Origin of the sequence: Pseudoalteromonas piscicida (assembly GCF_002744175.1) — a bacterium.
Classification (GTDB): domain Bacteria; phylum Pseudomonadota; class Gammaproteobacteria; order Enterobacterales; family Alteromonadaceae; genus Pseudoalteromonas; species Pseudoalteromonas piscicida_B.
Genome location: NZ_NKHF01000096.1, coordinates 59393 through 85961, shown reverse-complemented (window position 1 = coordinate 85961; position 26569 = coordinate 59393). Strand labels below are relative to the sequence as shown.

22 protein-coding genes and 3 pseudogenes are annotated in these 26569 nt (G+C 43.0%); 11 read left to right on the top strand and 14 right to left on the bottom strand.

Annotation, left to right across the window (positions count from 1 at the left end; all coding sequences use genetic code 11):
• Window positions 1-590 precede the first annotated feature (590 nt).
• The 4 genes from CEX98_RS19240 to CEX98_RS19225 all read right to left on the bottom strand — a co-directional run bounded on the left by CEX98_RS19240 (window position 591) and on the right by CEX98_RS19225 (window position 2805).
• Entirely contained in the window at window positions 591-1037 is a 447-nt protein-coding gene (locus tag CEX98_RS19240) for an Hsp20 family protein (RefSeq protein ID WP_099643620.1), read from the bottom strand.
• A gap of 255 nt (window positions 1038-1292) precedes the next feature.
• Entirely contained in the window at window positions 1293-1511 is a 219-nt protein-coding gene (locus tag CEX98_RS19235) for a tautomerase family protein (protein ID WP_099643619.1), read from the bottom strand.
• A gap of 303 nt (window positions 1512-1814) precedes the next feature.
• On the bottom strand, window positions 1815-2189 hold the full coding sequence (locus tag CEX98_RS19230) for a nuclear transport factor 2 family protein (protein ID WP_099643618.1): 375 nt from the start codon (window positions 2187-2189) through the stop codon (window positions 1815-1817).
• A 1-nt stretch (window position 2190) separates the two neighbouring features.
• Complete coding sequence (locus CEX98_RS19225; RefSeq protein ID WP_099643617.1) at window positions 2191-2805, bottom strand: glutathione S-transferase family protein; 615 nt, start codon at window positions 2803-2805, stop codon at window positions 2191-2193.
• A gap of 124 nt (window positions 2806-2929) precedes the next feature.
• On the opposite strand from CEX98_RS19225, the gene CEX98_RS19220 reads away from it, so the two are divergent.
• From CEX98_RS19220 to CEX98_RS19215, 3 genes are all read left to right on the top strand, one after another.
• The gene (locus tag CEX98_RS19220) at window positions 2930-3808 is read left to right on the top strand and encodes a LysR family transcriptional regulator (protein WP_099643616.1); all 879 of its coding nucleotides are present in this window, start codon (window positions 2930-2932) and stop codon (window positions 3806-3808) included.
• A gap of 72 nt (window positions 3809-3880) precedes the next feature.
• Window positions 3881-4039, top strand: a complete 159-nt coding sequence (locus CEX98_RS22940) for a hypothetical protein (RefSeq protein ID WP_172439808.1) — start codon at window positions 3881-3883, stop codon at window positions 4037-4039.
• Window positions 4040-4099: 60 nt separating this feature from the next.
• On the top strand, window positions 4100-4351 hold the full coding sequence (locus CEX98_RS19215; RefSeq protein WP_099643615.1) for a TIGR03643 family protein: 252 nt from the start codon (window positions 4100-4102) through the stop codon (window positions 4349-4351).
• A 27-nt stretch (window positions 4352-4378) separates the two neighbouring features.
• Here the strand turns inward: CEX98_RS19215 and CEX98_RS19210 are convergent, their stop codons facing one another.
• Both CEX98_RS19210 and CEX98_RS19205 read right to left on the bottom strand, forming a co-directional pair.
• Window positions 4379-4924 carry a GNAT family N-acetyltransferase gene (locus CEX98_RS19210; RefSeq protein ID WP_099643614.1) on the bottom strand — a complete coding sequence of 182 codons (546 nt, stop codon included), beginning with the start codon at window positions 4922-4924 and terminating at the stop codon, window positions 4379-4381.
• Window positions 4925-4986: 62 nt separating this feature from the next.
• Window positions 4987-7041: a S9 family peptidase gene (locus CEX98_RS19205; RefSeq protein ID WP_099643613.1), complete on the bottom strand. Its 2055-nt coding sequence runs from the start codon at window positions 7039-7041 to the stop codon at window positions 4987-4989.
• A gap of 322 nt (window positions 7042-7363) precedes the next feature.
• Here CEX98_RS19205 and CEX98_RS19200 point away from each other — a divergent pair.
• Window positions 7364-7543 (top strand): annotated as a pseudogene (locus CEX98_RS19200) (IS3 family transposase); the annotation flags it as partial.
• A 143-nt stretch (window positions 7544-7686) separates the two neighbouring features.
• Here CEX98_RS19200 and CEX98_RS19195 read toward each other — a convergent pair.
• Both CEX98_RS19195 and CEX98_RS19190 read right to left on the bottom strand, forming a co-directional pair.
• Window positions 7687-8913, bottom strand: coding sequence for a threonine/serine ThrE exporter family protein (locus CEX98_RS19195; protein ID WP_099643612.1), 1227 nt, complete (start codon window positions 8911-8913; stop codon window positions 7687-7689).
• 364 nt (window positions 8914-9277) lie between these two features.
• Window positions 9278-10309 carry a LacI family DNA-binding transcriptional regulator gene (locus tag CEX98_RS19190; RefSeq protein ID WP_099643611.1) on the bottom strand — a complete coding sequence of 344 codons (1032 nt, stop codon included), beginning with the start codon at window positions 10307-10309 and terminating at the stop codon, window positions 9278-9280.
• A 137-nt stretch (window positions 10310-10446) separates the two neighbouring features.
• Here CEX98_RS19190 and CEX98_RS19185 point away from each other — a divergent pair, with 137 nt between their 5' ends.
• Window positions 10447-12930, top strand: a complete 2484-nt coding sequence (locus tag CEX98_RS19185) for a S9 family peptidase (protein WP_099643610.1) — start codon at window positions 10447-10449, stop codon at window positions 12928-12930.
• Between the two features lie 40 nt (window positions 12931-12970).
• On the opposite strand, the pseudogene CEX98_RS19180 reads toward CEX98_RS19185, so the two are convergent.
• Both CEX98_RS19180 and CEX98_RS19175 read right to left on the bottom strand, forming a co-directional pair.
• A pseudogene (locus tag CEX98_RS19180) lies at window positions 12971-13818 on the bottom strand (EamA family transporter).
• A gap of 563 nt (window positions 13819-14381) precedes the next feature.
• Complete coding sequence (locus CEX98_RS19175; RefSeq protein ID WP_099643609.1) at window positions 14382-15176, bottom strand: class I SAM-dependent methyltransferase; 795 nt, start codon at window positions 15174-15176, stop codon at window positions 14382-14384.
• A 381-nt stretch (window positions 15177-15557) separates the two neighbouring features.
• Here CEX98_RS19175 and CEX98_RS19170 point away from each other — a divergent pair, with 381 nt between their 5' ends.
• Window positions 15558-16529, top strand: a complete 972-nt coding sequence (locus CEX98_RS19170) for a transposase (RefSeq protein WP_099643608.1) — start codon at window positions 15558-15560, stop codon at window positions 16527-16529.
• Window positions 16530-16936: 407 nt separating this feature from the next.
• On the opposite strand, the gene CEX98_RS23625 is transcribed toward CEX98_RS19170, so the two are convergent.
• The 4 genes and pseudogenes from CEX98_RS23625 to CEX98_RS19155 all read right to left on the bottom strand — a co-directional run bounded on the left by CEX98_RS23625 (window position 16937) and on the right by CEX98_RS19155 (window position 19721).
• Window positions 16937-17302: a CZB domain-containing protein gene (locus tag CEX98_RS23625; protein ID WP_431520166.1), complete on the bottom strand. Its 366-nt coding sequence runs from the start codon at window positions 17300-17302 to the stop codon at window positions 16937-16939.
• 45 nt (window positions 17303-17347) lie between these two features.
• Window positions 17348-17659, bottom strand: a pseudogene (locus tag CEX98_RS23620) (methyl-accepting chemotaxis protein); the annotation flags it as partial.
• A gap of 727 nt (window positions 17660-18386) precedes the next feature.
• On the bottom strand, window positions 18387-19169 hold the full coding sequence (locus tag CEX98_RS19160) for a GGDEF domain-containing protein (RefSeq protein WP_099643606.1): 783 nt from the start codon (window positions 19167-19169) through the stop codon (window positions 18387-18389).
• Window positions 19170-19295: 126 nt separating this feature from the next.
• Entirely contained in the window at window positions 19296-19721 is a 426-nt protein-coding gene (locus CEX98_RS19155) for a DUF3429 domain-containing protein (RefSeq protein ID WP_099643605.1), read from the bottom strand.
• Window positions 19722-19949: 228 nt separating this feature from the next.
• Here CEX98_RS19155 and ahpC point away from each other — a divergent pair, with 228 nt between their 5' ends.
• The 5 genes from ahpC to CEX98_RS19125 all read left to right on the top strand — a co-directional run bounded on the left by ahpC (window position 19950) and on the right by CEX98_RS19125 (window position 26543).
• A complete protein-coding gene (gene ahpC / locus CEX98_RS19150; protein WP_099643604.1) occupies window positions 19950-20519 on the top strand; it encodes an alkyl hydroperoxide reductase subunit C in 570 nt (189 codons plus the stop codon).
• 98 nt (window positions 20520-20617) lie between these two features.
• Entirely contained in the window at window positions 20618-22186 is a 1569-nt protein-coding gene (gene ahpF, locus CEX98_RS19145; RefSeq protein ID WP_099643603.1) for an alkyl hydroperoxide reductase subunit F, read from the top strand.
• 490 nt (window positions 22187-22676) lie between these two features.
• On the top strand, window positions 22677-24050 hold the full coding sequence (locus CEX98_RS19135; protein WP_099643601.1) for a diaminobutyrate--2-oxoglutarate transaminase family protein: 1374 nt from the start codon (window positions 22677-22679) through the stop codon (window positions 24048-24050).
• A 5-nt stretch (window positions 24051-24055) separates the two neighbouring features.
• The gene (locus tag CEX98_RS19130; RefSeq protein WP_099643600.1) at window positions 24056-25354 is read left to right on the top strand and encodes a hypothetical protein; all 1299 of its coding nucleotides are present in this window, start codon (window positions 24056-24058) and stop codon (window positions 25352-25354) included.
• A 40-nt stretch (window positions 25355-25394) separates the two neighbouring features.
• On the top strand, window positions 25395-26543 hold the full coding sequence (locus CEX98_RS19125) for a retropepsin-like aspartic protease family protein (protein WP_172439807.1): 1149 nt from the start codon (window positions 25395-25397) through the stop codon (window positions 26541-26543).
• Window positions 26544-26569 lie beyond the last annotated feature (26 nt).

The following is a 26569-nucleotide window of genomic DNA, read 5'->3' as shown; positions in this document are numbered from 1 at the left end:
CAAACGCTAAAGCAACAACGAACTTTTTAACTGCTTATACTACGGAGTAGGAGCTGCTTTACGCAGCGATCTTTAATGTAGTTTAGCAGCGCTGGCTCTAGCTGCTTTTATCGCAGTGACAACAGATAGAATCCGTTTACAAACGTTAATACAACAATGAACTTTACAACTGCTTATACTACGGAGTAGGAGCTGCTTTACGCGGCGATCTTTAATGTATGTTCAGCAGCGCTGGCTTTGGCCGCTTTTACCACAGTGTCGACATTCTTTACACTGCTCTTGTGAGCGCTCAAATAGTTCAAAGTATCGACCCTTTAACCTATGAAGTGTTACCGTTAAGATTGTTATACCAAATGTATTAGGTAAATGCGCTGTTTGAAGCGGAGGAATAGCTTTAGTAGCTAGGCGAAAATTATGCTATTTACTTGTTCTAAATGAGAAGTTTTTAACGACGCTAATATACTACTTCATCCTCCAAATTGATTAGAGAATTAACTCAATTGGTATTATTCACAACCACAAAAAAGTCGCCCGGAGGCGACTTGGAAACGTGACATCATGTTAAAACAGGGAGATGTGTACTCAATCGATTACTTATTTTCGATGAGGTTACCTTTGCCAATTTCAATTTTTCTTGGCTTGAGTGCTTCTGGAATTTCGCGTTCAAGGTCAATAATTAATAGGCCATTTTCAAGCCCCGCGCCAGTCACTTTTACGTGATCGCCAAGTTGGAATTTACGCTCAAAGTTACGTTCGGCGATACCTTGATGGATAAACTTGCGTTCGGCTTTGTCTTCTTTATTTTGCTTTTCGCCTTTAACGGTCAATGTGTTATTTTCTGACTCCAGGCTCAGCTCTTGCTCGGTGAATCCGGCAACAGCCATGGTAATTTGATATTTGTCTTCGCCGGTGGCTTCGATGTTGTATGGCGGGAAGCTTGGCTGCTTCTCGTTGCGTGATGCTGCATCCATTAACTGTGCTAAATGGTCAAAACCGATGAATGAACGATAAAGTGGAGATAGGTCTACTGTACGCATAATTTGTATCCTCATAAAGCGATAATTGAACTACTTATTGCTTCAATCTAAGCCAATAAATAGCATATAAAACATTTACTTAGTTTAGTTCTGGACCCTGTCGGCGTCCTCACAATACTATCTATGGACGGAGTAAATATTTTTCAAGAAAATTTTTTAAAAAAGTTTTTACCTGCCTGAATTTTATAAGCTTATTTTTTAATAATCACCTTTGCAGGAAAAGAGCCCCACGTGGTGGCGCCTTTTCCTGTGCTTTTATTTAATGTTCGATTCCAAGCTTTGTTGTCGCAACATAGAGACTTGATCAAAGCCGATCCCCCAGTTATCTGTTTCAACTTCCTCTATAACGACAAAAGTAACCTGTGGGTCTTTATAGAGGACATCCACCATTAGCTGAGTTGCGCCTTTAATTAAGGCCTGCTTCTGCGCCTGTGTAACGCCTTCTTTGGTGACTTGAATATTAATGATAGGCATTAATTGCCTCCTTCAGTTGTTTTATTAAGTAATTGTCTTATTGCATTTCCCAGTGATTTATCACGGACACCCACCGCTTTTTAAAGCGCTTTTTTAAAGGACACCCACCAAAAGCTGAGCCGTGCTCCTTACTAAGACTTGTTTCTGCGACGGTGTTATTTCCTCTTCGGTGATTTATCATGGACACCCACCGCTTTTTTAAAGGGCACCCACCAAAAGCCGAGTAGTGTCCCTTATTGAGAGTTTCTTCAGTGACTGTGTAACTCCCTCTTTGGTGATTAAAGTGCTGGCTGACGGTAATGGTTAGTTATGAATATCATCATACATTTTATTAACAATGCGCCATTGTCCGTTCTCTTTCAGTAAGCCGATAAAGTCGATGTAGTGGTGTTCAAGCAGCGGACAATACAGCTTGACCATGGCTTGGTGGTTCACAACATCCACCGACAAAATTCGGTAATTAAAAGCCGCTCCTTGGCTTTCGGGTGTAGGACGAGATGCAACCAATGCGAGCCACTGTGATTTGGTGCGCCTTACTTTTGGTGCCTTTAGTACCGCATCAGCGTGGAAAATTGTGTCAAGTTTTTCCACATCTCCTTGGTGTAACCCTTCAAAATAGTATTGGATTATCGCTGTTACTTGATCCAAATCCTGCGGCGCTTCAATGTGCTTGCTCATATCAAACGTCTGCACTGTGCGTCTGTTCAGCTGCAACCGAGGCGATAAAGCTAGGCCTTGCCTCAATCCGAGCTAGCATCTTGCGGACTTTGTCTGGAATATTAATTTCTACTGGGAAGTAACTTCCCCAGCGAGCGTAAACCGCGAGCATGATATCTGCGGCAGAAACCTGCTCACCTGCTAAAAATGCTTGATGCGCCAATTTTTTCTCGACGATTATCCATAACTCGTTGATGGCAGCGGCTGCGGCGTCTAAAAATGGCTGGCGTGCTTTATCATCAATAATTGCAGCAGTGGCAAAAAATAGACGGTTATAGGCTGGATGCATGGTTGCGTTAGCAAACATAATGTTTTCTATCGCTTTTTGTTTTTGAGCAATATCAGATTGAGGAAGCAGCGTATTTTCATGCTTTTTGAGAAGATAAAGCAGTATTGCAGCACCCTCTAACAAGGTGTTTTTACCCTCTTTGAGGGCTGGGATTTTACCTGTAGGGTTAATGGCTAAAAAATTATCAACATCCCGTTTGTCAACAAGCTCAAATGGTTGTTTTAACTCTCTTAATACGACTTGTGTTGCTAGTGCACAAGCACCTGGTAGGTAGTATAACGTGTACATAATAGCTTTCCTTATTTGCTTCTTGGCTAAAAGACAAGTTCAGTGTATAAACTTGATGCTGTTTAATATATAGCTACAATGAGAACCGAGAGTTCACGCGGTGGAAACAATAGCCAAGGAAAGTATGAATAAATTACGAGCGATAGAGATGTTTATAAAGTTGGCTGAGGTGCGCAGTTTCACGCGTGTTGCAGAGCAATACAATACATCTAAATCTATGATAAGCAAAGAGATAAGCCGACTAGAAGCAGAGCTCGGTGCACGGCTTATACACCGCACCACCCGCAATTTGCAGCTCACGCATGTGGGGGAGGGTTACTTACAAAGAGCGAAGGATATTCTCAATAAGGTGGAGGATGCAGATAAGTTCATACAAGAGTCGCAGCAAGCCCCCAAAGGCAAGTTAAAGGTGAACGTTCCTATGGTACTTGGGATCACCGATCTGGGAGCAATGTTCGCCGACTTTATGCAAGCGTATCCAGATGTAGATCTGGAGATACATTTAGGAGATGAAGATATTGATTTGGTTGAACAGGGCTTTGATTTAGGCTTTAGGGCTTCAAGTCGGCCATTTGACTCAAGCTACATAGGCAAAGAAATCACCCGATTTACCTATCATGTATGTGCTTCACAACATTACTTAGACACCCACCCGAAAATCCAATCCGCGCAAGATTTAATTCATCACAATTGCTTTGAATATAGCTACTCTAAGCGTAAGAATGTATGGCCGTTAGACGAAGGAGTAAAGATCAAAGGGTCGCTTAAGGTAAACAATGTCCTGTTTATGTTACAGGCAATTAAGCACCATTTGGGAATAGGAGTGCTACCGGAATTTGCCTGTCGAGAAGCTATTGCAAAGGGGGAAGTAATTAGTATTTTACAGCATGTTGAAAAGCCTAATTTAGCATTGTATGCGCTTTATCCTGCACGCCAATTTGTGCCCGCGGCGGTGCTTCAGTGTATAGAGTTTTTACAGGCTTGGTTTAAGTGTGATGAGTAATGCTTGTTACGAATGATTTATTTTCAGGGCGGTTTACATTACCTAACCACTGCTTTAAAGGAGGGATATCCAATGAAATGTGATAAGCGAAGCGCAAATCGAAAGGTAGGCTTAGGGGTTGCGATAGGCGCTGGAATTGGCACTGCCGTTGGTGCTGCATCTGGGCAAATTATGTATACCTTGCCGATAGGCATTGCTATAGGAATAGTTGTCGGCCGTAAGTATTTTTAATCCATTTAGGCACTCGGTGCGTATGTGTGAGTCTGATTAAAACACGACAAGTTAAAGCAAGTGCAATTTAGTGACTCAGAAATTTCCAGGATCATAGAAATGGCGTGGGAGGATAGGACGCCATTTGAAGCTATCGAACGACAATTTGAGCTTAGTGAGCCTGAAGTGATCAAGTTAATGCGTAGTAGCCTAAAACCCAGCAGTTTTAGGCTATGGCGGCAACGAGTAAATGGCCGTAACACGAAGCATATTAAGCTTAGAAGCAAAGCGGTCAATCGCGGGTATTGCCCCACCCAGTACAAACAAAGGTAACGCTTTATCTAGACTCTAGTCTTTGCTTTATTGAAGGTCGCTTGCAAGTAAGCCGTAAAGTGCAGAGTCTGAAACTTCACCAGCGATTTCCCAGCGAGCACGTAAGTGACCTTCTTTAGTAAATCCAAGTTTTGTAAGTACTTTGGCTGAGCCGGTATTAGCGGGATCAATCTCTGCTTCAATACGCCTCAACTTTAGTGTTGAAAAAGCATAGTTAATGAGCGCAGAGCCCGCTTCTTGAATGACACCTTGCCCCCAGTGAGGTTTGGCAATACCAAAACCAATTTCGGCGCGACGTGACTCTTTATCCCAGCTAAAAAGTAAACATTTACCAATTAATGTTTCATCACTTTTCGAAACAATGGCCAATGTGATCGCTTGTTGCGTAGTCAAATCTTCATGTGATTGCTTGATAAACTGCGTTGCATCCTCAAGGCAGTTCCAAGGTGGCGTGTTCCAATAGCGCATGACGTCTGCGTCTGAGAATATGGCAAATAGCGCTTCGGCATCTTGTGAGGTTAAGGGTCTAAGTGTGAATCGCTCGGTGTCGAGTTTGATTGTGGTTAATTGCAATATCTTTTTTCCTTGATAAAAAAGGGCGCAAATTAGCGCCCTCAAACAGTAAGCTCGCTTACTTATTTATTTGCGTCTTTAACGGCTTTTAGCTTAGCTGCGTGGTCAATTTTGTAATCTGGCATGTCTTTTTTGCCTTCGATTAGGTAGTTGTCCATCCAACGCATCAAGCGCAAGCTATAGTCGTACTGAGCGGCTACTTTGCGATTACCGTGGCCTTCGCCTGGGTAGTAAATTAGGCGTACATCTTTACCTTGCACTTTCATGTAGCGATATAGCTCCATAGATTGTGCTGGATGTACACGCGGATCATCTTTACCATGCATGATTAGTAGTGGCGTTTTAGATTGACCTGCCCAATAAATAGGACTGCGCTCTAAGTACCACTGCCACTTATCCCAAGGGTAAGAACGAGCGTGAACTAAGTACATTTCGTTCGAGATATCGGTAGTACCAAACTTAGAAAGTTGGTTTGTTACCCCAACAAACATTACGCTTGCGGCAAAGTGCTCGGTCAGTTTTGTTGCACCCCATGCAGAGGCATAACCACCGTAAGAGCCACCGGTAATACCAACACGTTTAGTGTCTACTAAACCGGTATTTACTAGGTACTCTTTCATATCTACGAGGTCATCAAATTCTTTGCCAGCATAATCGCCTTGGCCAAGTTTTGAGTAATCAACGCCTTTACCCGTCGAACCTCGGTAGTTTGGATAGAATACGGCATAACCGCGTGCAGCGCCCATTTGGCCTGGATCTGAATAACTCGTTAACCAGCCATTTTTATCATGGCTTTCAGGGCCACCGTGTACAGACATGATCAGCGGGTAACGCGTACCTTCTTGATAATCCAGTGGATAAATTAATACACCACCAATTTCAACGCCATCACGGGCTTTAAAATTAATTGCCTCTTGTTTTGCAAAACGTTTGCTATCTAACCATGGGTTAGAGTTTGACAGACGAGTTGCTTTGTTCGAACGGATCATAAACACTTCATTTGGGTGTTTAGCGGTGTTAGCACGCAAGGCAATGGTTTTGTCTGAATCAGAGATAGATAGGTTTGACGCTATAAATTTACCTTCTTTGATCAGCTTTTTGTATTTATTTGAACCGACTTTAATTTGGCCTACAAAGCTCTCAGCGCCTACATTTGCAACAAAAGTGAGTTGGTTTTTGCGATTTGACCATTCAAAATCACCGATGTGGCCCATAAAGTTCGGGATCCACTCTTCTACTTTGCCGCTTTGTGCATTGGCAAGGTATAAACGGCCAGTTGCCGGGTCGTGCTTGTCTTCAGCGCCTAAAATAGCGATGTATTTACCATCGTGAGAAAACTCAGCGGTGCCAAGTTTACCTTCTGTTTTGAATGAAGTGGTAATTTGTTGTGTTTTTGCATCAAGTACATGCCATTGTGACTTCATATACTTGTCATCAATCAGCGCCGTTGGCTGCGTTTTTACCAATAATTTAGAGGCATCATCAGCCCAGTTGATTTCACTAACATAGCCTTCGATATTCAGAGCTGCTGGTGATAGCGGCTTTTCAGATGTTGCAAGGTCAATGATATGAAGCTGTTTATTTTTTAAACCTAGCTCATACACTTCAGCCATAAAGCCAAGTTTTTTAAGCTCTTTTTCTGACTTGTCAGCCGCAGGCATGGCAAGGATTGCAACCTGTTTGCCATCAGGGCTTAGGCTGTATGAAGAGATCCCCGTCCCTTTAAGAGAAAGTACTTTTTGTGCTTCACCGCCGTTTACCGCAATGCGATAAAGGGAACGTTGGTTGTCTTCTTTTTTCTTGGTTAGGAAATAAATAAATTGACCATCGGCCGACCAAGATATGCTAGAAATGCTGACTTTACCTGTGATAAACGGGCGCTCAACTCCTTCGTCGTCAACAACATAGAGCTCACGGTAATTAGAACCATTTTGGTCAACGTAAAGTTCACGAGGCACTGAACGGGTAAAGGCAACAAGTTCGCCATCAGGACTGATGGATGTTGAACTTACAGATTGGATCTTAGGGATGTCTTCAATGGTGATGATATCACTTGCTAAGCTTGCAGCACTGGAAAATCCCATTGCCAAAGCCAAAGCTGACTTGAGTAGTTTCATTATTTATCCTAAATTTTCATTCACTTGTTGTAACTTCAAGATGAAGTTTCTGGCATTTTACTTGCCACTGGAATAAAAACCAATGTTTGCGATTAATCGTTGGTTAAGCCTGATAAAGTGAAGTAGGACCTCTACAAGCCAAAGTTTAGTATGCCTGAATAATCAGCCTGAAATGGTGTAAGGTCACTGAGTGCATAAGAAGCGTGAACTGGTTTAACTGGCCGGACACTTTAATAAAGGACAATGTCCTAATAGTGAGGTGTTAAATGACAAAACGTAAAAATAAATCTTATACAACCGAGTTTAAGCAAGAAGCTGTTGCTTTGGTAGCTTGAAACATGACTGGTTACTAAGAGTGGCCCAACCAACTCGTGAACACATGAAAAATGATGTTGCTGGATATATGAAGTATTACAACCTGGAAAGATTGCACTTAGCTAATAACGATCAGTCACGAATAGAGTATGAAAATTCTTTAAGAAAAGTGTCCGGCTGGAATTGACCAGAACAAATTCGTTTGCAACTATCAGTTTGGCGCATTGACGCCGATTTGGGAGCGTTCATCTCATCACCCACCGTAAATGCTGAATTACCATTCACGCTGCTTTAGAGCTGGAAAGGCTAACTTCCAGCTCTATGAGAACGTTATAAGCTCTTTTTGGGTGGCAACACTACGTTTGAGAAGATAAGGCCGGCGATCAAAGACATAAAGATTAAGAAGGTCTGTTGACCTATGTGGTCTGCGTGCACAAAGCTTTGTCCTTCAATCAGTGAGTTAAGTCCAATATAGGTTTTGGATCCGGGCACCAATACAATCAACCCTTGCATTGCAACAATTGATGCAGGTGCATTCACCGTACGGTTGAAAATATTACTAAAGACACCCACTGCAAAGGCGCCAACAAAAGTACCTAGTGCGTAATCGAAGTATACCGCTGAGCTAATACTTGCTGCGTAAGCAATAAAACCAGAAGCGATTGACCAGCTTGCATGTCGTAATTTGGTTCGGAATATTACAACTAAGCTTATACATAATAGTAATACCGCAAGCCAAGCTGTCCAGCGAGGTAACGGTGATGGCTGAATAAAATCAACCTTGCCAAATAAAGCGAACCCAAGGCTAATACCCAAAAATGCACCAAAATAAAGCTTAAACAGCAACATAATTGAGTCCATGACTCTGGCTGTCCCAGATACCAAGTGCCGGGCCGAGAGCTCTGCAAAGCCAAGTGCTAATGCTAAACCAGGAATAAACACAATTATGGCAGAGAGCACCACCAAGCGTATGTTGATCTGTGGGTCGATATATACAGATACCGCACACGCCGCAACTGCAGATACAATAGCAACCAAAGGCTCTAGCATGTGGGTAACGCGCTTAGAGATGCTTGCCCAAAGTACAAACATAAAGACCAACAGTGATAACAAGGCTGACCACCAGACGTCATTCCAGCTCGTTCCCATTAACATCGCAAAGGCACCTCCAGAGGTTGCAAAAGCGAGCCCAGTAAGGAGCTTATTGTATGGGGGCTTGGCGTGTAAAATGGCTTCAAGGCACTGTTCTGCTTCTTGAATTGATAGCGCACCAGATAGCACTCGAGTTGCTACGTCGTCGGTATCAGCTAATGAGCCTAAGTCATGGTCGCCTGGGTCTACACGCGCCACATGGGTATATTCTTCTTCATGTCCTTCGGTCCAGATCACAAAAGTGACAGAAGTTGGAGACATCACAAATGAAGATTTTAGCCCCAAATGCGTAGCGACTTCCATTAAGTGTGCTTCTAGTCGATATGCAGGAGTACCGTATTTGTGAAGCATTTTGCCTAGCTTCACAATAAAGCGGCGTTTCTCTGTAAAGGTTGCGTTATTCAACGAAAGAGAACCTTAAATATATACTACCAACCTTTTTACAAAACGATTGGTAAACGTGTTAAAAACAGGATGAGTGACGATAAATAGTCAAACTAAGTTAATCATTGCCACTTCACTCTAGTATGGTACATCTATTTGCTTTTACTAGGTTTTATTCACACTAAAATAGGCGACTTTAACGTCAGCAACGGGCTGATTGATGACGTAAAATTAGGTAGCTAAGATTGCTGCGAATTCTATCCAGATTCTCAACAATGTCTATAGTTTTAGCCGCAAATATTTGCATTTTTTTGAAAAAGGTAACCGAACAAAATCCAAGAGCCTTAACTGACTGTTTTGAAATAGTATTAAGTAGGCTTATGTCTCATTGTGATTGTGGGGAAGGTAAAGAAGACTCTCGAACTTTTAAAGAAACGTTCACCAAGGTTCGCACGGGAGGTTGAGATTGACTGAGTACTTCTGCAAGGGTCTGACAAGTACGTTTGCCGATATCATCAGCATCGATTCTGACGCTCGATAATGCAGGTTTCATCAATTGCGAGTCTTGTAAATCATCAAAGCCTACAACTTTAATATCTTTACCCGGCACAAGTTCATGCTCGCGCATTGCCTCGATAACACCATAGGCAATTACATCGTTAAAACACACAACGGCTTTAATGTTTTTATGTTTTTTGATCAGTCGGTTGAAAGCCGTTTGTCCACCTTGCCGGGTAGTCGGTGCAGTGAACCTAGGTTGCTCGCAGTGTATACCGTGCATGCTGAGTGCACTTTGAAAGCCTGAAAGTCGTTCGTGATAATCAGAGATTTCGGGAGTGCCTCCAAGAAAAGCTATATCTTTTATACCTTGCTCGATTAAGTGTGTTGTTGCAAGGTGGGTGCCTTTTTTATTGTCAGGTAAAATGCATGGCGCCTTTGCAAATGCGACCTCTCGCATCATAGTGATCACAGGAAATCCAGAATCACTGAGCTGATCTAACCATTCCCTTGGCGTATTAGGAGCCGGTATCATAATGAAAGCCGCGACATTGTATTCTTTTAGTGTATTCACCACTTGTCGTTGGCGCTCGAAGTCTTCACCGGTATTCACCAACATCGGCACCATACCGAGTGCGTAGACATGTTGCTCAAGACCGACAGCAAGTTGAGCAGAAAACGGATTAGTTAGGTCATTGATAACTAAAGCAACTAAATTAGATTTTTTGCTACGCAGCGCAGCAGCATCACGATTATAGACGTAGCCTAGCTTTTCGATGGCTTTGAGCACTTTGTCTTTGCTTTTATCACTGACTTTATCGCTATGAGTAAGCACGAGCGAGACAGTAGACTTGGAGACCTGTGCTTCTCTAGCAACATCAAAAATAGTGACTTTCGCGAGTTTTTTATCGTTTTGCATGCTAATTTGGAGAAAATGTGGTTGCTTGAGGCGCTAAGTGTACAGTAAGTTTTCTACGCTTAACATCGTAAACCTCTGCACATTTCTCAAAAATCATTATATGATCACAAGTTAAATGCCAAAGACAGGTAAATGCAGTGAAACTATTAAAACAATTCGCTTTTATCATTTTGATGACAGCCGTATCACAAACGGTATTTGCGCAAGCGCAAGGCTACATGATGCCTTCTGCTGAACTGGCTAAGTTGGTAGATGCGCCACTCATTCCAGCGTCAAAGTTGAGCGCAAATGGAAAGTGGTTGGCGCTTCTTAAGCGCAATCGTGTATTAACACTTGAAGAGCTAGGCCAACCAGAAAAAGCACTAGCCGGGATCAAGTTTAATCCAAACACTTTTATGCGCACGACGAGCCGCCAGTATAGCTCAATCGAGTTTAAGCATGTGGATACGGGCGCACTGGTTAAAGTGACAGGGCTGCCTGTGGGAAAAATTAAGGCGCCGAGTTGGAGTGCTGATAGTCGCTATCTTGCTTTTATTCTTGAACAGGACGATAGCGCAACGTTATGGGCATACGATATTGAAAACCGCAGCCTGAAGCAGCTAACACAATCAACATTGAATGGTGTAGTTACCCAAAGGCCTTATCAGTGGCTGCCCGATAGCACTGCAATAGTGGCAAATATTGCCATTAATCACGGCAAACAGCCAGCCGCAAAAAACAAATCTCAACTTACCCCTATTGTGCAAACAACGTCGGGTAAAAAGGCGTCGACACGGACCTATCAAAACCTATTATCTAGTCCCTATGATATTCAGCTTTTTAAGTTCTACGCTGAAGGGCAACTTATAAAACTGAATCTCAACGCAAATGCTCAGAGAGTCGGTAACCCAACTTACCTGAAACACTTTTCTGTTTCACCGGATTCAACCAATTTAGTGGTTGGTATGATGGACGATCCTTTCTCATATCAAGTGCCATATGGTCGCTTTCCTGCCGTGTGGCAAGTATGGGGAATGCGAGGGTATCCGTTATTTGAAGTAACCAGACAGCCGCTTGCAGATGCATTACCAGCCGGTTTTGATAGCGTGAGAGAGGGTCCACGTCAGATCCAATGGCGTGATGATAAAGGTGCGACGCTGATTTGGGCTGAAGCTCAGGATGGTGGTGATATGAGTGTGGAAGTTGAACACCATGACTACCTGTACACTATTAGCGCACCTTTTAAAAAAGAGCCGGAATTATTTGCTAAAGTTGAGCGACGCTTTTCGAGTGTTCAGTGGGCTGATAATAATGTAGCGATTCTGAACGAGTGGCGTTTTGCTGATCGCAGCGTGCGCTCATCTGTGTTTTCACCGCGCGAGCCTGCTCAAAACCGCGTTGTATTTTCCGAACGTAGTTACAACGATGCCTACAAAGACCCTGGAAACTTTGTATACGAAAATAGCGACTTAGGTTCACGTGTGCTCAAACTGGTTGGTGGCAGATACTTATTCTTAACTGGAAATGGCGCCTCTGAAAACGGTAATGTGCCATTCTTAGACCGATTTGATGTAAAAACCAATACATCAACTCGAATTTGGCAATCAAGTGAGCCTTACTATGAAAGGGTTCGCGCTATGTTGGACGACGAAGGAATGCGTTTTATTACCGTGCGGGAATCACGTCAAGAACAACCTAATTTCTTCGTACGCAATTTGCAGTTTGACACATTGGAGCAGTTAACTAAGTTTCCTCATCCTTACCCTGCATTTAAAGGGGTAGTGAAAGAGCAAATAAAATATAAGCGGGATGACGGTGTTGAGTTGACTGGAAACCTCTACCTGCCCACTGATTATGATCCATCAAAAGGCCGTATACCAGTATTGATGTGGGCCTACCCACTTGAATATAAAGACAAAGCGGTGGCCTCTCAGGTTCGAGAGTCTCCATATCAGTTTCCTTATATTGGTTATTGGGGACCTATGCCATATTTAGCTAAAGGGATAGCGGTTTTTGATGACCCAACAATGCCAATCGTAGGAGCGGAGGAAGCAGAGCCAAATGATACTTTTAGGACGCAATTGGTTGCCAGCGCCGAAGCTGCAGTAAATACCTTGGTAGAAAAGGGCATTGCAGACCCTGAGCGAATCGCTATAGCGGGCCACTCTTATGGAGCATTTATGGTGGCAAATTTACTCGCACATAGTGATTTGTTTGCGACCGGGATTGCAAGAAGTGGTGCTTACAATCGCTCGCTTACTCCGTTTGGCTTTCAAGGCGAGCCGCGAAACTTCTGGGAAGCACAAGGCGTTTACGCCAGCATGTCACCATTTTTTCATGCAGAAAAAATCAATGAGCCAATGCTGATGATCCACGGTGAAGAAGATCCTAATTCTGGAACATTCCCAATGCAGTCTAAGCGTATGTTTGCCGCTATGAATGGATTGGGGGGGAATGCAAGGCTAGTTATGTTGCCAGAAGAGGGGCATGGGTATAAAGCAAGAGAAAGTATTTTGCATGTACTTTGGGAGCAAGAGCAGTGGTTAGAGAAGTACTTATTCCCTGAAAAAGAAGAAATAGCTCCTCAGGATACGACTCTTGACGAAGCCATGCCGATAACAACTGAAGCGACAGTCAATTAAAACAAAAGGGGGGGAGCATAGGAAGCTCCCCTTTTATCTTTTACTCTTTACTTGATATTGAGCTGCCGACTGACGCTGTGATCACCATAAAAATAGCCAGCCATTGCCAAATGGTAAGTAGCTCTGCAAGAATAAAAAATCCAGCCAATGCAGCGATTGCAGGTTCTACGCTCATCAATATGCTAAACCCTTGAGCTGGCATCTTTCGAAGTGCCACCATCTCAAGGCTGTAAGGTAGCGCACTCGATAATAAACCTATTGCTATCCCCAAGGGAATAAGAGACCAGTCAAGCAGTACTGAACCTTGAGATAAAACACCAAATGGTACAACCGCGAGGGCTGCGACCGTCATTCCTATCGCGACTGTTACTCCGCCTGACCCTTCATTCCCAGAGCGCTTTCCATAGAGAATATACCCAGCCCAGCAAGCGCCTGCAATCAGTGCTAAGGTGACACCCACCGGATCTAGTCCATTTACATCGCCAAGATCTGGTAATAACAGCAAAATACCTGCGACTGCGAAGGCGACCCACAAATAATCCCGTTTACGCTTTGAAGAAAACAGCGCCACGGCGAGTGGCCCTGTAAACTCTAAAGCGACTCCAATCCCGATTGGGATCCGCTCTATGGCGTAGTAGAAAGTAATATTCATACCACCTAAACAGAGTCCGTAAACTATCAGCGGGCGCCAATTTGATGGGAGTTGCCGCCATGGCTTAAATACTAAGCACAAAATTAAAGCCGAAAAGCCAAGACGGTAGGCGTTGTCCCCTCTGGTCCAACGAATGGGAACAATTGTTTCGCGATGGATGCACCTGATTGAATGGTAACCATGGCGCATAGCAGGCATAAAATCGCAATGACAAAGTCGCGGTTAAATAGTGGCATTGAGACCTCAGTAAGATAAAGCACGGTGTAGGGGTGCTAGTCTAATCGTGTCTAAATAATGGCTCAATCAATTTTGTATATTTTATGCTTTTTTCTTGGTTGTATATAATTAATTGTTGATTTACTTACTTTTAATTTTTAAAAATTCACCATTAATTACCTTTTACTAACCTTAACTCGGCACAAGAAGTTAGTTAACCTGAGGTTTGGATAAGAAACTAGCTAATCCATTGTTTTTTATATCACACTAACTAGTTTTCTTGTCTAGCCAGAGAGTTTAGGGGATAACTAGGCGAATTTACGCACCAATAGCTGGCTATTGGAAGTGAATTCAACGCAGTTAGCGCTAAAACTGGCTGCTAGAAAGGCATTAATTATCCGAAGCTCAGGTTAGTCCATCAACTAAAGTACCTAAGCTCAAAAGCGCAGTACCACGCTAGCCAGAAGTAATTTCTTAATATAAGGCAAGTTTGTGCGTCAATAGCTGGCCTATTGTGAGCAAATTTAACGCAGTAGTAAGGGATAACGCCTGCTAGAGAATAAGTTGTTACCCCGAGTTCAGGTTACTTAGTATTAGTCCGCTGCAAGTAATCTAACCACTCGTATTCATGCTTTTGCATATTTTTATGTTTTTTGGCTTTGTTATGTGCTTTCTTATCGTTATCGCTAATAAAAGGGCCAGCCCTACACATAGTGCAGTGATCGGCATTTAAATAACGAGGTAGGATGAGCTGAGGAATGATGGCGTGTTGTTTATTAATGGACCAGTAATAGCTGATACCGCTTGTATCTTTTACGTGTTTGTCTCGGTCAACATTACGAATTTGATATTCAGGGAATTGTGAAATATCAAAAGTACTCTGTCCAAGGTAATGGTGTGCTGTTCCTATCACTAGGCTTTCTTCGATGTTCCATTCGGTATAGGGTTTAACATCTTTGGAGGTGATGATACCAAGCTGTTCACCATGTGGATCTAACGCGTAACTCGTTGCATTTATTAGGAATTTTCTGAGAAGTCTGCGGTTGAGTGTGTTTACACTGAGCGTTTGTTGTTGAAAGCACTGGTGAGAGCCAAAAGCTGGGAGCAGCGGAAATTGGAAGATTACAGCGTCAAAAGCGTGCAACGGTATTTTTTGCCAACAAGAGAGGTTAGTAACGTCAAATTGGGTGACAATTCGGACACCAAGGTCACTGAGTTTATCAAATGCATTATCTTGATATTTAAGCTTAAGTTCCGCTTCGCTATCATAAACACTGGCAATAAGTGTAGCAGGCTTAAAGTGCTTTGCTAATGAATACGAGAAGCTTAAATCGCCGTCTCCAACGGTAAGAATACGCCAGTTTTTATCGAGTATCATGAATTTTGCTTGGCTGAACAGTTAAATGTTAAGTTTATCAAATTACGTACTTATGGTGTAGGGTTTGCAGCTTCCATTTAGAGGCTAATTAACCTGAAATCAACCAGGCAAAAATCAAATTCTCTCATCTCAGACTACGACACAGTTGTTTTTCGAAAAATGATTAGGTTGGGGCTTTCAATTACCGGATTGATAGTGGATTAATAGTGACACCCACCGTAACTAGCCCTTGATCGTGATAATAGCGGATTGATAGCGGGTTAATGTTGACACCCACTGTAACTAGCCTTCGATTAACATAGCCATCCACCTCAAATTTGTAACTTTTCCAGATGTCACCTATTATTTGATTTCGTACTCAAAGGATTGAGGAGTTAAGCCATGGCAACGGCTAGAAAAAGACAGATCAGCTTAACAGACACCAAATATTATCACTGTACATCTCGTTGCGTAAGACGAGCATTTCTGTGTGGCAAAGATAAACTCACTGGTAAATCATATGAGCATCGTCGAGGCTGGGTTGAAGAGAAGCTACTCATGCTCGCCACCGCATTTTGTATTGGCGTTTGTGGCTACGCAGTAATGAGCAACCATACTCATATTGTCTTGTGTGTAGATGATCAAGAAGCGAAAGATTTATCAGACGAAGACGTTGTTATTCGTTGGCACACAATGTTTAAAGGCGATTGGCTAACTCACAAGTTTATTGAAGGTGAGGCGCTTAGTGAGTCTGATAAGGTGATTCTCAACGAGAAAATTAACAAATATAGAAAAAGACTAGCGGATATCAGCTGGTTTATGCGAGTGCTAAACGAAGATATTGCGCGCCGAGCGAATAAAGAGGACGAATGCACTGGGCGTTTTTGGGAAGGAAGGTTTACATCTCAACCGTTATTAGATGAAGCTGCATTAATCGCATGCTTAGCCTATGTAGATTTAAACCCGATCAGAGCTAATCTAGCCACATCCCCCGAGTCTTCAGACTATACCAGTATTAAAAAACGTATTAGCTATGCTGAACTAGGCGAACAGCCAACAAGCCTACTGTCATTTTCTAATAACCCTGAGCTGAGTGCATCAAAAGTTCTTCCATTTGAACTAGAGCATTACATTGAGTTGGTTGAGCTAACAGGAAGAAGTATTCGCGCCGATAAACGAGGTTTTATCGACGAAGCTGAGCTCATTCTTTCAAGATTAAATATAGAGCCGGCTAACTGGTTAAAGCTAACTACTCAATTTTCTCGCATTTTTCATGGCGCAGTTGGTCGTGAAAAAGCATTGACAGCATACAGTGAAAGGCTACAAAAAAAGCGACGCGCGAACCTTAAAAGCTGTGAGCGTTTGCTCGCTTAGCCAGACCTTCTTATTTACCATTATTATCACCACAAGCCTGCGAGCAAGTGTAGAGCAACTTTGCTTTATGATAAAATTATGTCTAGATAAAGACAGCGTTATTACTGTTTTTGGAGCCCGTTAGTATCTTTATAACGATAATACCGTAGAGTTAGGCTTACTTTTTTGGTTTGTATGTAAAATACAGTGGGTGTCGCTGATTTAGGCTCCGGGTTACTCTGATTTATGAGTGGGTGTCATTGTTTTATTTTTTCTGAATGAACTTTAAGATGGGTGTCTAGTAAAAAGAGCGTCTAGGAAAAAGAGCGGTGTTAAGCACAAAGACACTTCCGTAAAAGCAGTACCTTGAAGCTAGGTGGTCTCCTTTTAATTTGTAGTGGGTGTCAAATTAAAAGGAGTGGGGGCTGCTAGTGGCCCAATTGGTCGAGTAAGTCCATAACTTCAACGCTTGCGCGTTCCATTTGATTGAGCTGTTGCACTGCTCCTTGGGAGTCGCCGAACTTGAATTTCTTCATAGCTTCTACGCCAGCGCGATGGACTTCTTTGTGTGGTGAATCTAGACGTTTGAATGCACTGTGGCCTGCAAACTTTTCGGCGCCTTCGGCACTGCACCATTTACCTAAGCGGCACATAGTGTGGTCGGCAAAATCATCCACACTTTTGTGGCTATTGCCTATGATTACGTTGTAAACATCGCCTTTCCATACGACATGGTCTAATTTCACGGTTTGAATAAAGGTTTGAGTAGTCGAGACTAGAATAGTGTCTTTCATCGAGTCACAACAACTTACTATTCCTTCATATTCATCATTTAAGTGCCCAATACTGTCTGATAAGGTCACGTTTGACGCTTGGATTTCTTCTACAGCACTGACCGTTGTGTGTGTCGTATCGATGATCTTTTTCACTAGATCAGAGACTTCATTGGCAGACTCATTTGTATTCGTGGCAAGCGCTCTAACTTCATCGGCAACAACAGAAAAGCCTCGTCCAGCCTCGCCAGCTCGAGCGGCTTCTATCGCTGCATTTAGCGCAAGCAGGTTGGTTTGATCTGAAATTTTCGAGATAGTGGTGACGAATGTATTGATACTATCTGCCATTTGCGACAAACCGGAAATATTCGTGGTCATTCTATCCATGTTGCTGCCAAGTTGGTCCATCCCGCTTAGTATCTTGCGTAGTGCATTTTCAGATTTGGAGAATGCCGCATTTACCTTTTCAATGGAGTGACTCTCTTGCTCAATACTCATAAAACTTGCCAGCACGGTTTCACGGATCCCTTGCACTTGACTTAACCCAGTCAAGGCGCATTGCAAGAGCTGATTGTCTGTATTGTCATTGAGAGACGCCTGTGCGCTTATAACTTCCTGCTTTAAAGCGTCATTTTCTGCACACAATTGCTCATTTTGTTGCTTTAAACTAAGGATCTCTTTTTGCGCTTCCAATAACGCCTGTTGGGTTTCATTGTTTGTAAATAACCTTGCAAACACTATCTATTCCCCTATAACCAAATATTAACGCAAGCTTAGCAATCATTGCTAAATAGTGCTACAAATTTAGTGAGTTGTGGACTAAGACTTTTAGTTTAAGTTGCTCTAATTCAAGTGGTGGTGGTATTTTGAACGGTTTGTATTGTCGATGCGCGTAATTATACCATTTGCAATAAGTAAATGATCTATTTTGAAGCGGGGAGATGGCGTTATTAGCATAACTCTCGAATCTAGCAATCGCCGAGCTACTCATATCCATAATAAGAAAGGCAGTTACTTCGCTATCTATTTGTTATAAAAGAACTTATAGTAAAGCAAAGACAGTATTTCAAGCTTCAAATTGACTAAAGAATTAAGTCAATTGGAATTATAGGCCTCGCGAGCTAGAGCGAAGCGATTTACCCTTTTTATCTCCATACATTTGTTCGTCTGCCTCATGGATCAATAGGTCGGCTTGTTTGGATGGGTCTACTTTGACAGTGCCGATACTAACATCAATATCGTAGTCCATCAGGCCTTTCAATAAGGCAACTCTGATTTCTTCATGATTAGGACTCGTGGTGTTTAAATAAGCAATAAACTCATCCCCACCGATTCTAAAGCTTTGCTCGACACCAAAGTAATCTCGCATATTTTGGGTAAATTTAATTAGCACCTCATCACCAACATGATGCCCGTATGCATCATTAACTTGCTTGAAGTTGTCAAGATCAAGATAGAGTAACCATTGATTGTCAAACTCATGTGATTGCAGTCTTTCAAAACATGCACGCCGACTTCCTACACCTGTCATGGCGTCGTGGTTTGCTTCATAGCGCATTCTTTTTTCTAATTGTTTTCTTCTTTCTACTTCTTTTTGAAGTTTCATCACGTCCTCTTTTTTATTCTGTATCATCGAATAAAAGCCTGCACTGATGAGTAAAAAGCCAAGATTTTTTAGAGAAGTGTCAAAGTTCAAAATGGCAAAGTGGAAGTCACCGATAAAACTATCAACAATATCGAGTAGCAGGCCGAGGCAGTATATGAGCAAAGCAATACGTAGAAATTTATTCACCACATCTTTTGTGATGATAAAAAATAAGGTGAAAGAAACAGCAAACCAAAATAGCTCTTCAAAGCTTTCATAGTCATGATGACCAATGGAATACATATAGCCGCCTAAGAAGCTGATACTAATCCAAATTAGCGCCAACGGAAATGCTGTTTTTATCAAAACGATGTTGCTCTTTGTTATGTGCCTATCTTTATTTATAGTTAACTGAGTTTAGTAAGCAAGTTACTTAGCTCCGAGCTCGAGTGCTTGGGAGAGCATAAAAAGATGACTAACGAATACCAAAGAAGTTAGTACAGTCCGCATTTTTTGATAGTCTTTATGGTACTCGCTCCAACGAGGTGAGTTGCGCTCAACAAAGTAAACTATCCAGTAGCAAGCTGCCAAATAGCATAAGGTCCACTCTGGCGCAAAAAAGCCAACCAGCGGGTAAGGGATCACCACAATCACCGCAAGTAATGCTCGCTTGTAGGTTTGTTCTCCTGCTCGCCATAAGCTACCAGCCATAAAAGCCAAAATACCTAAACTGTAAAATACAAACGCTTGGAGTACGCTTTCTGAGGCGCCAGTCATTAACGTTAATGCGATACAAGCAAGAAAAGGAAGAAAACCTAAGTAGCCAAGTTGGATATGATTGAAGTAGGGATGCATAGTAACGCTCTGCTATATCTGATTGCTGAGATCATACCGTAATTATTTCATTTTTATACTCTTAAACTTAATTTGTTGATCACTTCAGGTTAGTTATCTGTTTTTTCGATTGTAGTGATTGAAACAATCCATTTTATTTAATCAACGCTTCCCCTTATCTTTGTAGTCAAGCCAAGGCGAACAACAATCGCCACTATTTATTCAAACTAAACAACAGTGAGGAAAGCCATGAGCACTTCATTAATTAACACTAAAATCAAACCATTCAATGCAACAGCATACCACGGCGGCGACTTTGTAGAAGTGTCTGAGCAAGACCTACTAGGTAAGTGGTCAATCGTATTCTTCTACCCTGCGGATTTCACTTTTGTATGTCCAACAGAGCTAGGCGACTTAGCTGACTACTACGCACAGCTTAAAGAAATGGGCGTGGAAGTGTATTCAGTTTCGACTGACACCCACTTTACCCACAAAGCATGGCACGATGCGTCAGACACGATTAAGAAAATCCAGTTCCCTATGATTGGTGACCCAACAGGCCGTATTACTCGTAATTTCGGCGTAATGATTGAAGAAGAAGGTCTAGCGTTGCGTGGTACTTTCGTGATTAACCCTGAAGGTGAAATCAAAGTTATCGAAACACACGACCTAGGCATTGGCCGCAGTGCAAAAGAGTTAGTACGCAAAGTTCAAGCTGCACAGTACATCGCATCTCACGACGGCGAAGTATGTCCTGCTTCTTGGCAGCCTGGTGAAGAAACATTAGCACCTTCACTAGACCTAGTTGGCAAAATCTAACTTGCCGTGGGGAGTGCGCTCTGCACTCCCATCTACAGATGAATATAGTTCATCGTTTTTGCGAATTTTTACTGTAGTTTCTGCAGAGGGTTACCTTTATGTTAGACAACCAAATTAAAACTCAGCTACAAAGCCATTTTAGCTCTCTACAACACCCGATTGAACTCGTCATTACACTTGATGACAGTAAAAAATCGCAAGAGCTAAAAGGGTTGGCTCAAGACCTTGCGTCTTTAAGCGACAAAATTACCCTATCAGAATCAAGCAAAGGGGAGCGTGTCCCGCAAATGCTGGTTCGTGGACTTGAAAAACAAAGCGAAATTACATTTGCTGGCGTGCCAATGGGGCATGAATTTACCAGTCTTGTTCTTGCTCTATTGCACTCGGGTGGACATGCTTCAAAAGCCTCTTTAGATGAGGTAGAGCAAATAAGTAGCATAGATAAAGCCTTGAACTTTGAGGTCTATATCTCTCTAAGCTGTCAAACCTGTCCGCAGGTAGTACAGGCTCTAAATTTAATGGCAGCAATTAACCCAAATATCACAACCACCATGATAGACGGTGCGCTATTCCAAGAAGAAGTGGAATCTCGCAATATTATGGCCGTGCCGACCGTGTATTTAAATGGTGAGCAATTCAGCCAAGGTGCTGTGAGCTTAAGCGATATCTTATTAAAGCTAGATAGTAAAGCGGGCGAAAAGCAAGCCGCGCAACTCAACGAAAAAGACGTTTTTGACGTACTTGTTGTTGGTGGTGGTCCTGCTGGCGCATCAGCCGCAATCTACGCCGCGCGTAAAGGGCTAAACACAGGTGTAGTCGCTGAGCGTTTTGGTGGGCAAGTTGCCGATACTTTAGGTATTGAAAACTTTATCTCAGTGCAAAAAACCGAGGGTCCCAAGCTGGTTGCGCAGTTAGAAGAGCATGTTAATCAGTATGGTGTTGATGTCATGAAAAATCAGCGCGCAGCGGCCATCAATAAAGGCAACACCCTTGATATCACGCTTGAAAATGGTGCGGTGTTAAAAGCTAAATCTGTGGTGCTGGCAACCGGGGCGCGTTGGAGAAGTATGAATGTACCTGGTGAAGCCGAATATAAAGGAAAAGGGGTCGCCTATTGTCCGCACTGTGATGGTCCTTTATTTAAAGGTAAACCCGTTGCGGTGATCGGTGGCGGTAATTCAGGTATTGAAGCCGCGATTGATTTAGCAAACATTGTCGAGCACGTGACGGTATTAGAGTTTGCCGACACACTGAGAGCTGATGAAGTGCTAATTAAAAAAGCAAACAGCCTTGCGAATGTTACCATTATTAAAAACGCACAAACTACCGAGGTAGTTGGAGATGGTAACAAAGTAACAGGGATCAACTACACGGATAGAGTCAGTGGTGAGTCTCACTCTTTGGCACTTGCGGGGATTTTTGTACAGATAGGACTAGTGCCAAACACTGAATGGTTAAAAGCAAGTGATGTGGCGCTTAGCCGCTTTGGCGAAATCGAAATAGACAGTAAAGGTGCAACCAGTCTAGCGGGGGTCTACGCTGCTGGTGATGCAACTACCACACCCTTCAAGCAAATTATTATTGCGATGGGGGGCGGGGCAACCGCAAGCCTAGGTGCATTTGACTATCTGATCAGGCAAGGGCAAGACGACGAACAAGCCGCTTGACCAAAAAGAATCATTGCAACAATACACCCATGCAATGCTCCCAAGCCACGCTCATAGTAGTGTGGCTTTTTTATTTATTCACCACACCCCCACCTAAAGCTGTCGGCATTTGTTTTACACAAAGGGTAGCGAGAGCACAAGAGCAAGTAAGCGCAACACAGCCAAAAGTATATTATCCATTTATTTGCATTAATGTGCCTGTTATTTCTGCTGAAAAGTGGTTTTTCTATGCTTTAACAGTCTTTTTGTAAATAGCAAAAATCAAGCAACTCAATCGAAGTCTCAGTTTAAATTCTTTATAACTATTTAATTAGTATCAACTTAGTGTTTATGGAAAGGTTTGGTTTTGTTTTTGTAATGTTAATTTTAAGGTTTGTTTTATTTTAAATTATTTCACAAGAGTTGCTGTGGTGTGAATGTTTCTATATCTTGACCAGCCTTAATTGTAATGTGAATGAAACTTCAATGTAACAATGAGGGTGATAACGCAATGGATAGAACACAGGAATTAACAAGCAACCACGCTGAACTACAAGATACAACGAGTTGGTACACCTACCAAAGCTACGTAGAGTCAAGTGCAAGAACGTATTCGCGAGTTATCGATAAAGTCATTGTGTCTGGTAAAGGCTCAATTCTTACCGATGCTGAGGGTAAAGAATATGTCGATCTTTTAGCTTGTGCAGGAACATTGGCACTGGGTCATAACAATCCAGAAATTAAACAAGAGCTAATTAAGTACCTTCACACAGATGAAGTGATGCAAGGATTAGATATTTTAACACCCGCAAAATATGCGTTTACCAAGGAATTGCTAGGTTTACTGCCTGAGAAGTTTCGCGATGAAGCGCGTATCCAGTTCTGTGGTCCATCTGGCGCAGATGCCACTGAAGCTGCGATTAAGCTATTCAAAACGGCAACAAAACGTCGCACGGTACTTGCATTTCATGGTGGGTATCACGGTATGACTGCTGGTGCATTGTCACTTACCGGTAATCTCAATGCCAAAGACTCTGTAGCATCACTAATGCCAGATGTGCATTATCTACCTTTCCCTTATGATTATCGCTCACCTTATTTGGTACAAGGCGATGAGTTAATAGAGACTTCTTTACACCATATTGAAACCGTCTTTAGCGACCCCGAAAGCGGTATAACCAAGCCAGCTGCTGTGATCTTAGAGGCAATTCAAGGGGAAGGTGGCTGTATTCCTGCCCCTGCTAAGTGGCTCAAAGGATTGCGTCAATTGTGTGATGAATACGATATTCCGCTTATTTTCGACGAAATTCAGTGTGGTTTTGCTCGCTCTGGTGATTTATTCGCTTTTCAAAGTGCTGACATTATGCCGGACGCGATTTTACTATCAAAAGCACTTGGTGGCGGCATGCCAATGTCAGTCGTTGTGTATCGCGAAAAATATGATCACTGGAAACCTGGGGCGCACACAGGCACCTTTCGAGGAAACCAGTTGGCGATGATCGCAGGCCGTAAAGGTATGGAAATTATCCGCCGTGATAAGTTGGCCGAAGCTGCTCGAGAAAAAGGGGCATGGCTTAAAGCCGAGCTGGAAAAACTGCAACAAAAGTACGCCTTTATTGGAGATGTTAGAGGGCGGGGCTTGATGTTGGGGGTTGAAATTATTCATCCAAACACGGCCAGATCACCAAAGCATCCTGATTTGGGCGATGGCTCATTAGCTGCAGCAATCAAAAAGCAATGCTTTGCCAATGGCTTGATTTTAGAAACTGGTGGCCGCTTTGGTGCTGTATTGCGTTTATTACCTGCCTTAACTATCTCCATGGATGAGCTCGAGCGTGCGGTTGAACTGCTTGATCTTAGCATGAGTCAACTAGCGCAGGGGTAAGTAAGATGAATTGTCCCGTTGTCATGAAGTTTGGCGGTGCATCTTTGGGATGTGCTGAATCGATATTACGTGTCGCAAGGCTTATCCAGCAACAGCAGAAGCACACTCGAGTCGTCGTGATAGTGTCAGGCTGTGGCAACGTGACAAATGATCTTGAAACCATTCTTGCTGACTCACACAAACCGAGCCAAAAACGCGCACTGGAACAAGTAAAGTTGTTCCACAGTGAGTTACTTCGGCAATGCGCCCTAACTTTACAGGCAGAGCCTGAGCTCACCGCCACCCAACATGTGATTTATGATCTATGTGACCACGCACTTGAGCTGCTTGATTACCCAGAGGTGGCTCATGATGACTTACTCACACTCGGCGAGCGGCTGAGCGCACAGATCATGATCGGTATTTTACGTGTATTAGGGCTCAGTTGTGGCTATTTGGATGCCGCAGAGTTTATTCATTTATGCGGTGAAAAATCCGAACATCAGCCAGCCATTGAGAAGATCAATCGTTTGTGTCAACAGGTTGCGAGACAAGCCAAGCACGTTAATGTCAGTGAAGGATTTATTGCTCGCGCGGAAGATGGACAAATCGCCACATTAGGTCGCAATGGCTCAGATACAACTGCTGCAATCTGGGCTGTTGCGTTAAATGCAAGCCGCCTTGAAATTTGGAAAGAAGTAGAAGGATTATGCAATGCCGATCCAAATATTATTCCACAAGCCAGTTTAATCACCGATATTGCATTTGACGACCTGTGTGTTTTATCACAGTTCGGTGCGTCTGTGATCCACTATCCCGCGTTGCAGTTATTGCGACAACAGCGGTTAATCCTCTCGCTAAAGTGTCCAAAAAATCCAAACACGCCCAAAGCCACTCATATTCATTTTGGTGGTGAGCGTCCCCCTGTGAGTGCATTAGCGTTATTGAGTGGCGTGCAAGTCTTGCCCCATGGCGAACGCCTAGGACTATTTTGTGTTGATAAAGGTGCCGCTGAACTGCGTTTTGTTATGGACTTATTCCTACAAGACAAAACATTACATGCTCTTCAAGAGATACAGAAAAGTCAAAACCTGTTGCTGCTTACATTATTCAGCAACCAGTTTGCTATTGATACTCAGGCGTTAAAAAGTCAGCTATCCGAGCTCGGGATATCGGTATTGGCAGTGTGTTCCGATAGTGCCAACGAATGCGTGAATCTCGTTATTGTCGCGGAAGAGAAAACGCAAGCAATGCGGATTGCACATGCCCAGTTACGCCAGCAAATTACACAAAGTCAATGTATAGAAGTGAACGATGCAGTATAGAACCTTGTTTTTTATTTTGATTTTATTCCTAGGTATATCAATGAGCCAAGCACAAGTTGACCCAGCGATAAAGGCTTGGGCACCGAAACTAGAAGCCATCACCGAGAAGCAGCAAAGCACTTTAAACGACATTTATCGTCATATGTTAGCTGGCAACTTTACGTTGGCTGAAACTGAGTTGGCAAAACTATATAAGGAAGTCCCGCAAGTATTACCGCAGTGGCTTGCGTTGCTGACTGAGCAACAGCAATACGAAAAGATCCGCAAATTAGTTGACGAGGGAATTGTTTCCCCTACGCATAGTAGTGCTGTGATAGCCAACACGCTCGCTTCTGGCCCTTTACCACAACTTTACTTCGAACAACCACAAGCCTCCATCCCGTTGCAAGGCCACTGGTTAGTGCCTCTGCCAAGAGTAAAGCTGAGGCTTAACGGACATGAGTTCTACTTTGTGCTTGATACCGGCGCTTCTCAAAGTCTAGTGACAGATAAAGTAGTGAAGCAATTACAACTTGATATTGCCTCACAGCAGCAAGTCGAAATCGATACCGCAACTGCAAATACAGTCAAGGCTGACTTAGTGCGCTTGCCAGCGTTTCAGCTCGGTCCGGTTAAAGCCCAAGATCAGCTTGCGCTCGTTGTTGATCACACCGAACTCGAACAACGGTTTTTAGGGATTAATTGGTATCAACTTGATGGCATTATCGGCTGGCCAATCATAAAAGCATTGGATTTAACGCTTGATTTTGAAGAACAAATCGCTGAAATCAAAAAGCCTACGCTGCAGCAAGAGAAAAGCGGAAATCTCGTCTGGCTGTTTGACGACCCTATGGTGATCACCAAGGCAAACAGTACAAATCAACTCTGGTTTTTAGATACCGGCGCAATGGAGAGTCAAATCACCAGTGATTACTTAAGTGCCGAACAATACCAATCCATTACTTGGAAAGAGCGAAAGTTTAATGGGTTAGGGGGCAAAGGGGCGGTGGAGAAAACCGCTAAATTTGGCCCTATCAGTATCCATTTTCCATCGATCACACAGCATTTTAAAAAACTGACGGTACGTGCCGACCATCAAGATTGCAGCCATAGTCGTTGCGATGGTCGACTGGGGGTCGACACCGCAGACAGCCTTCGCATGCATATTAATTTTCACGCCGCCAGTTTTGACATTCGCCATAAACACTGAGCTTCCCTAGGAACGTTTTACTAACG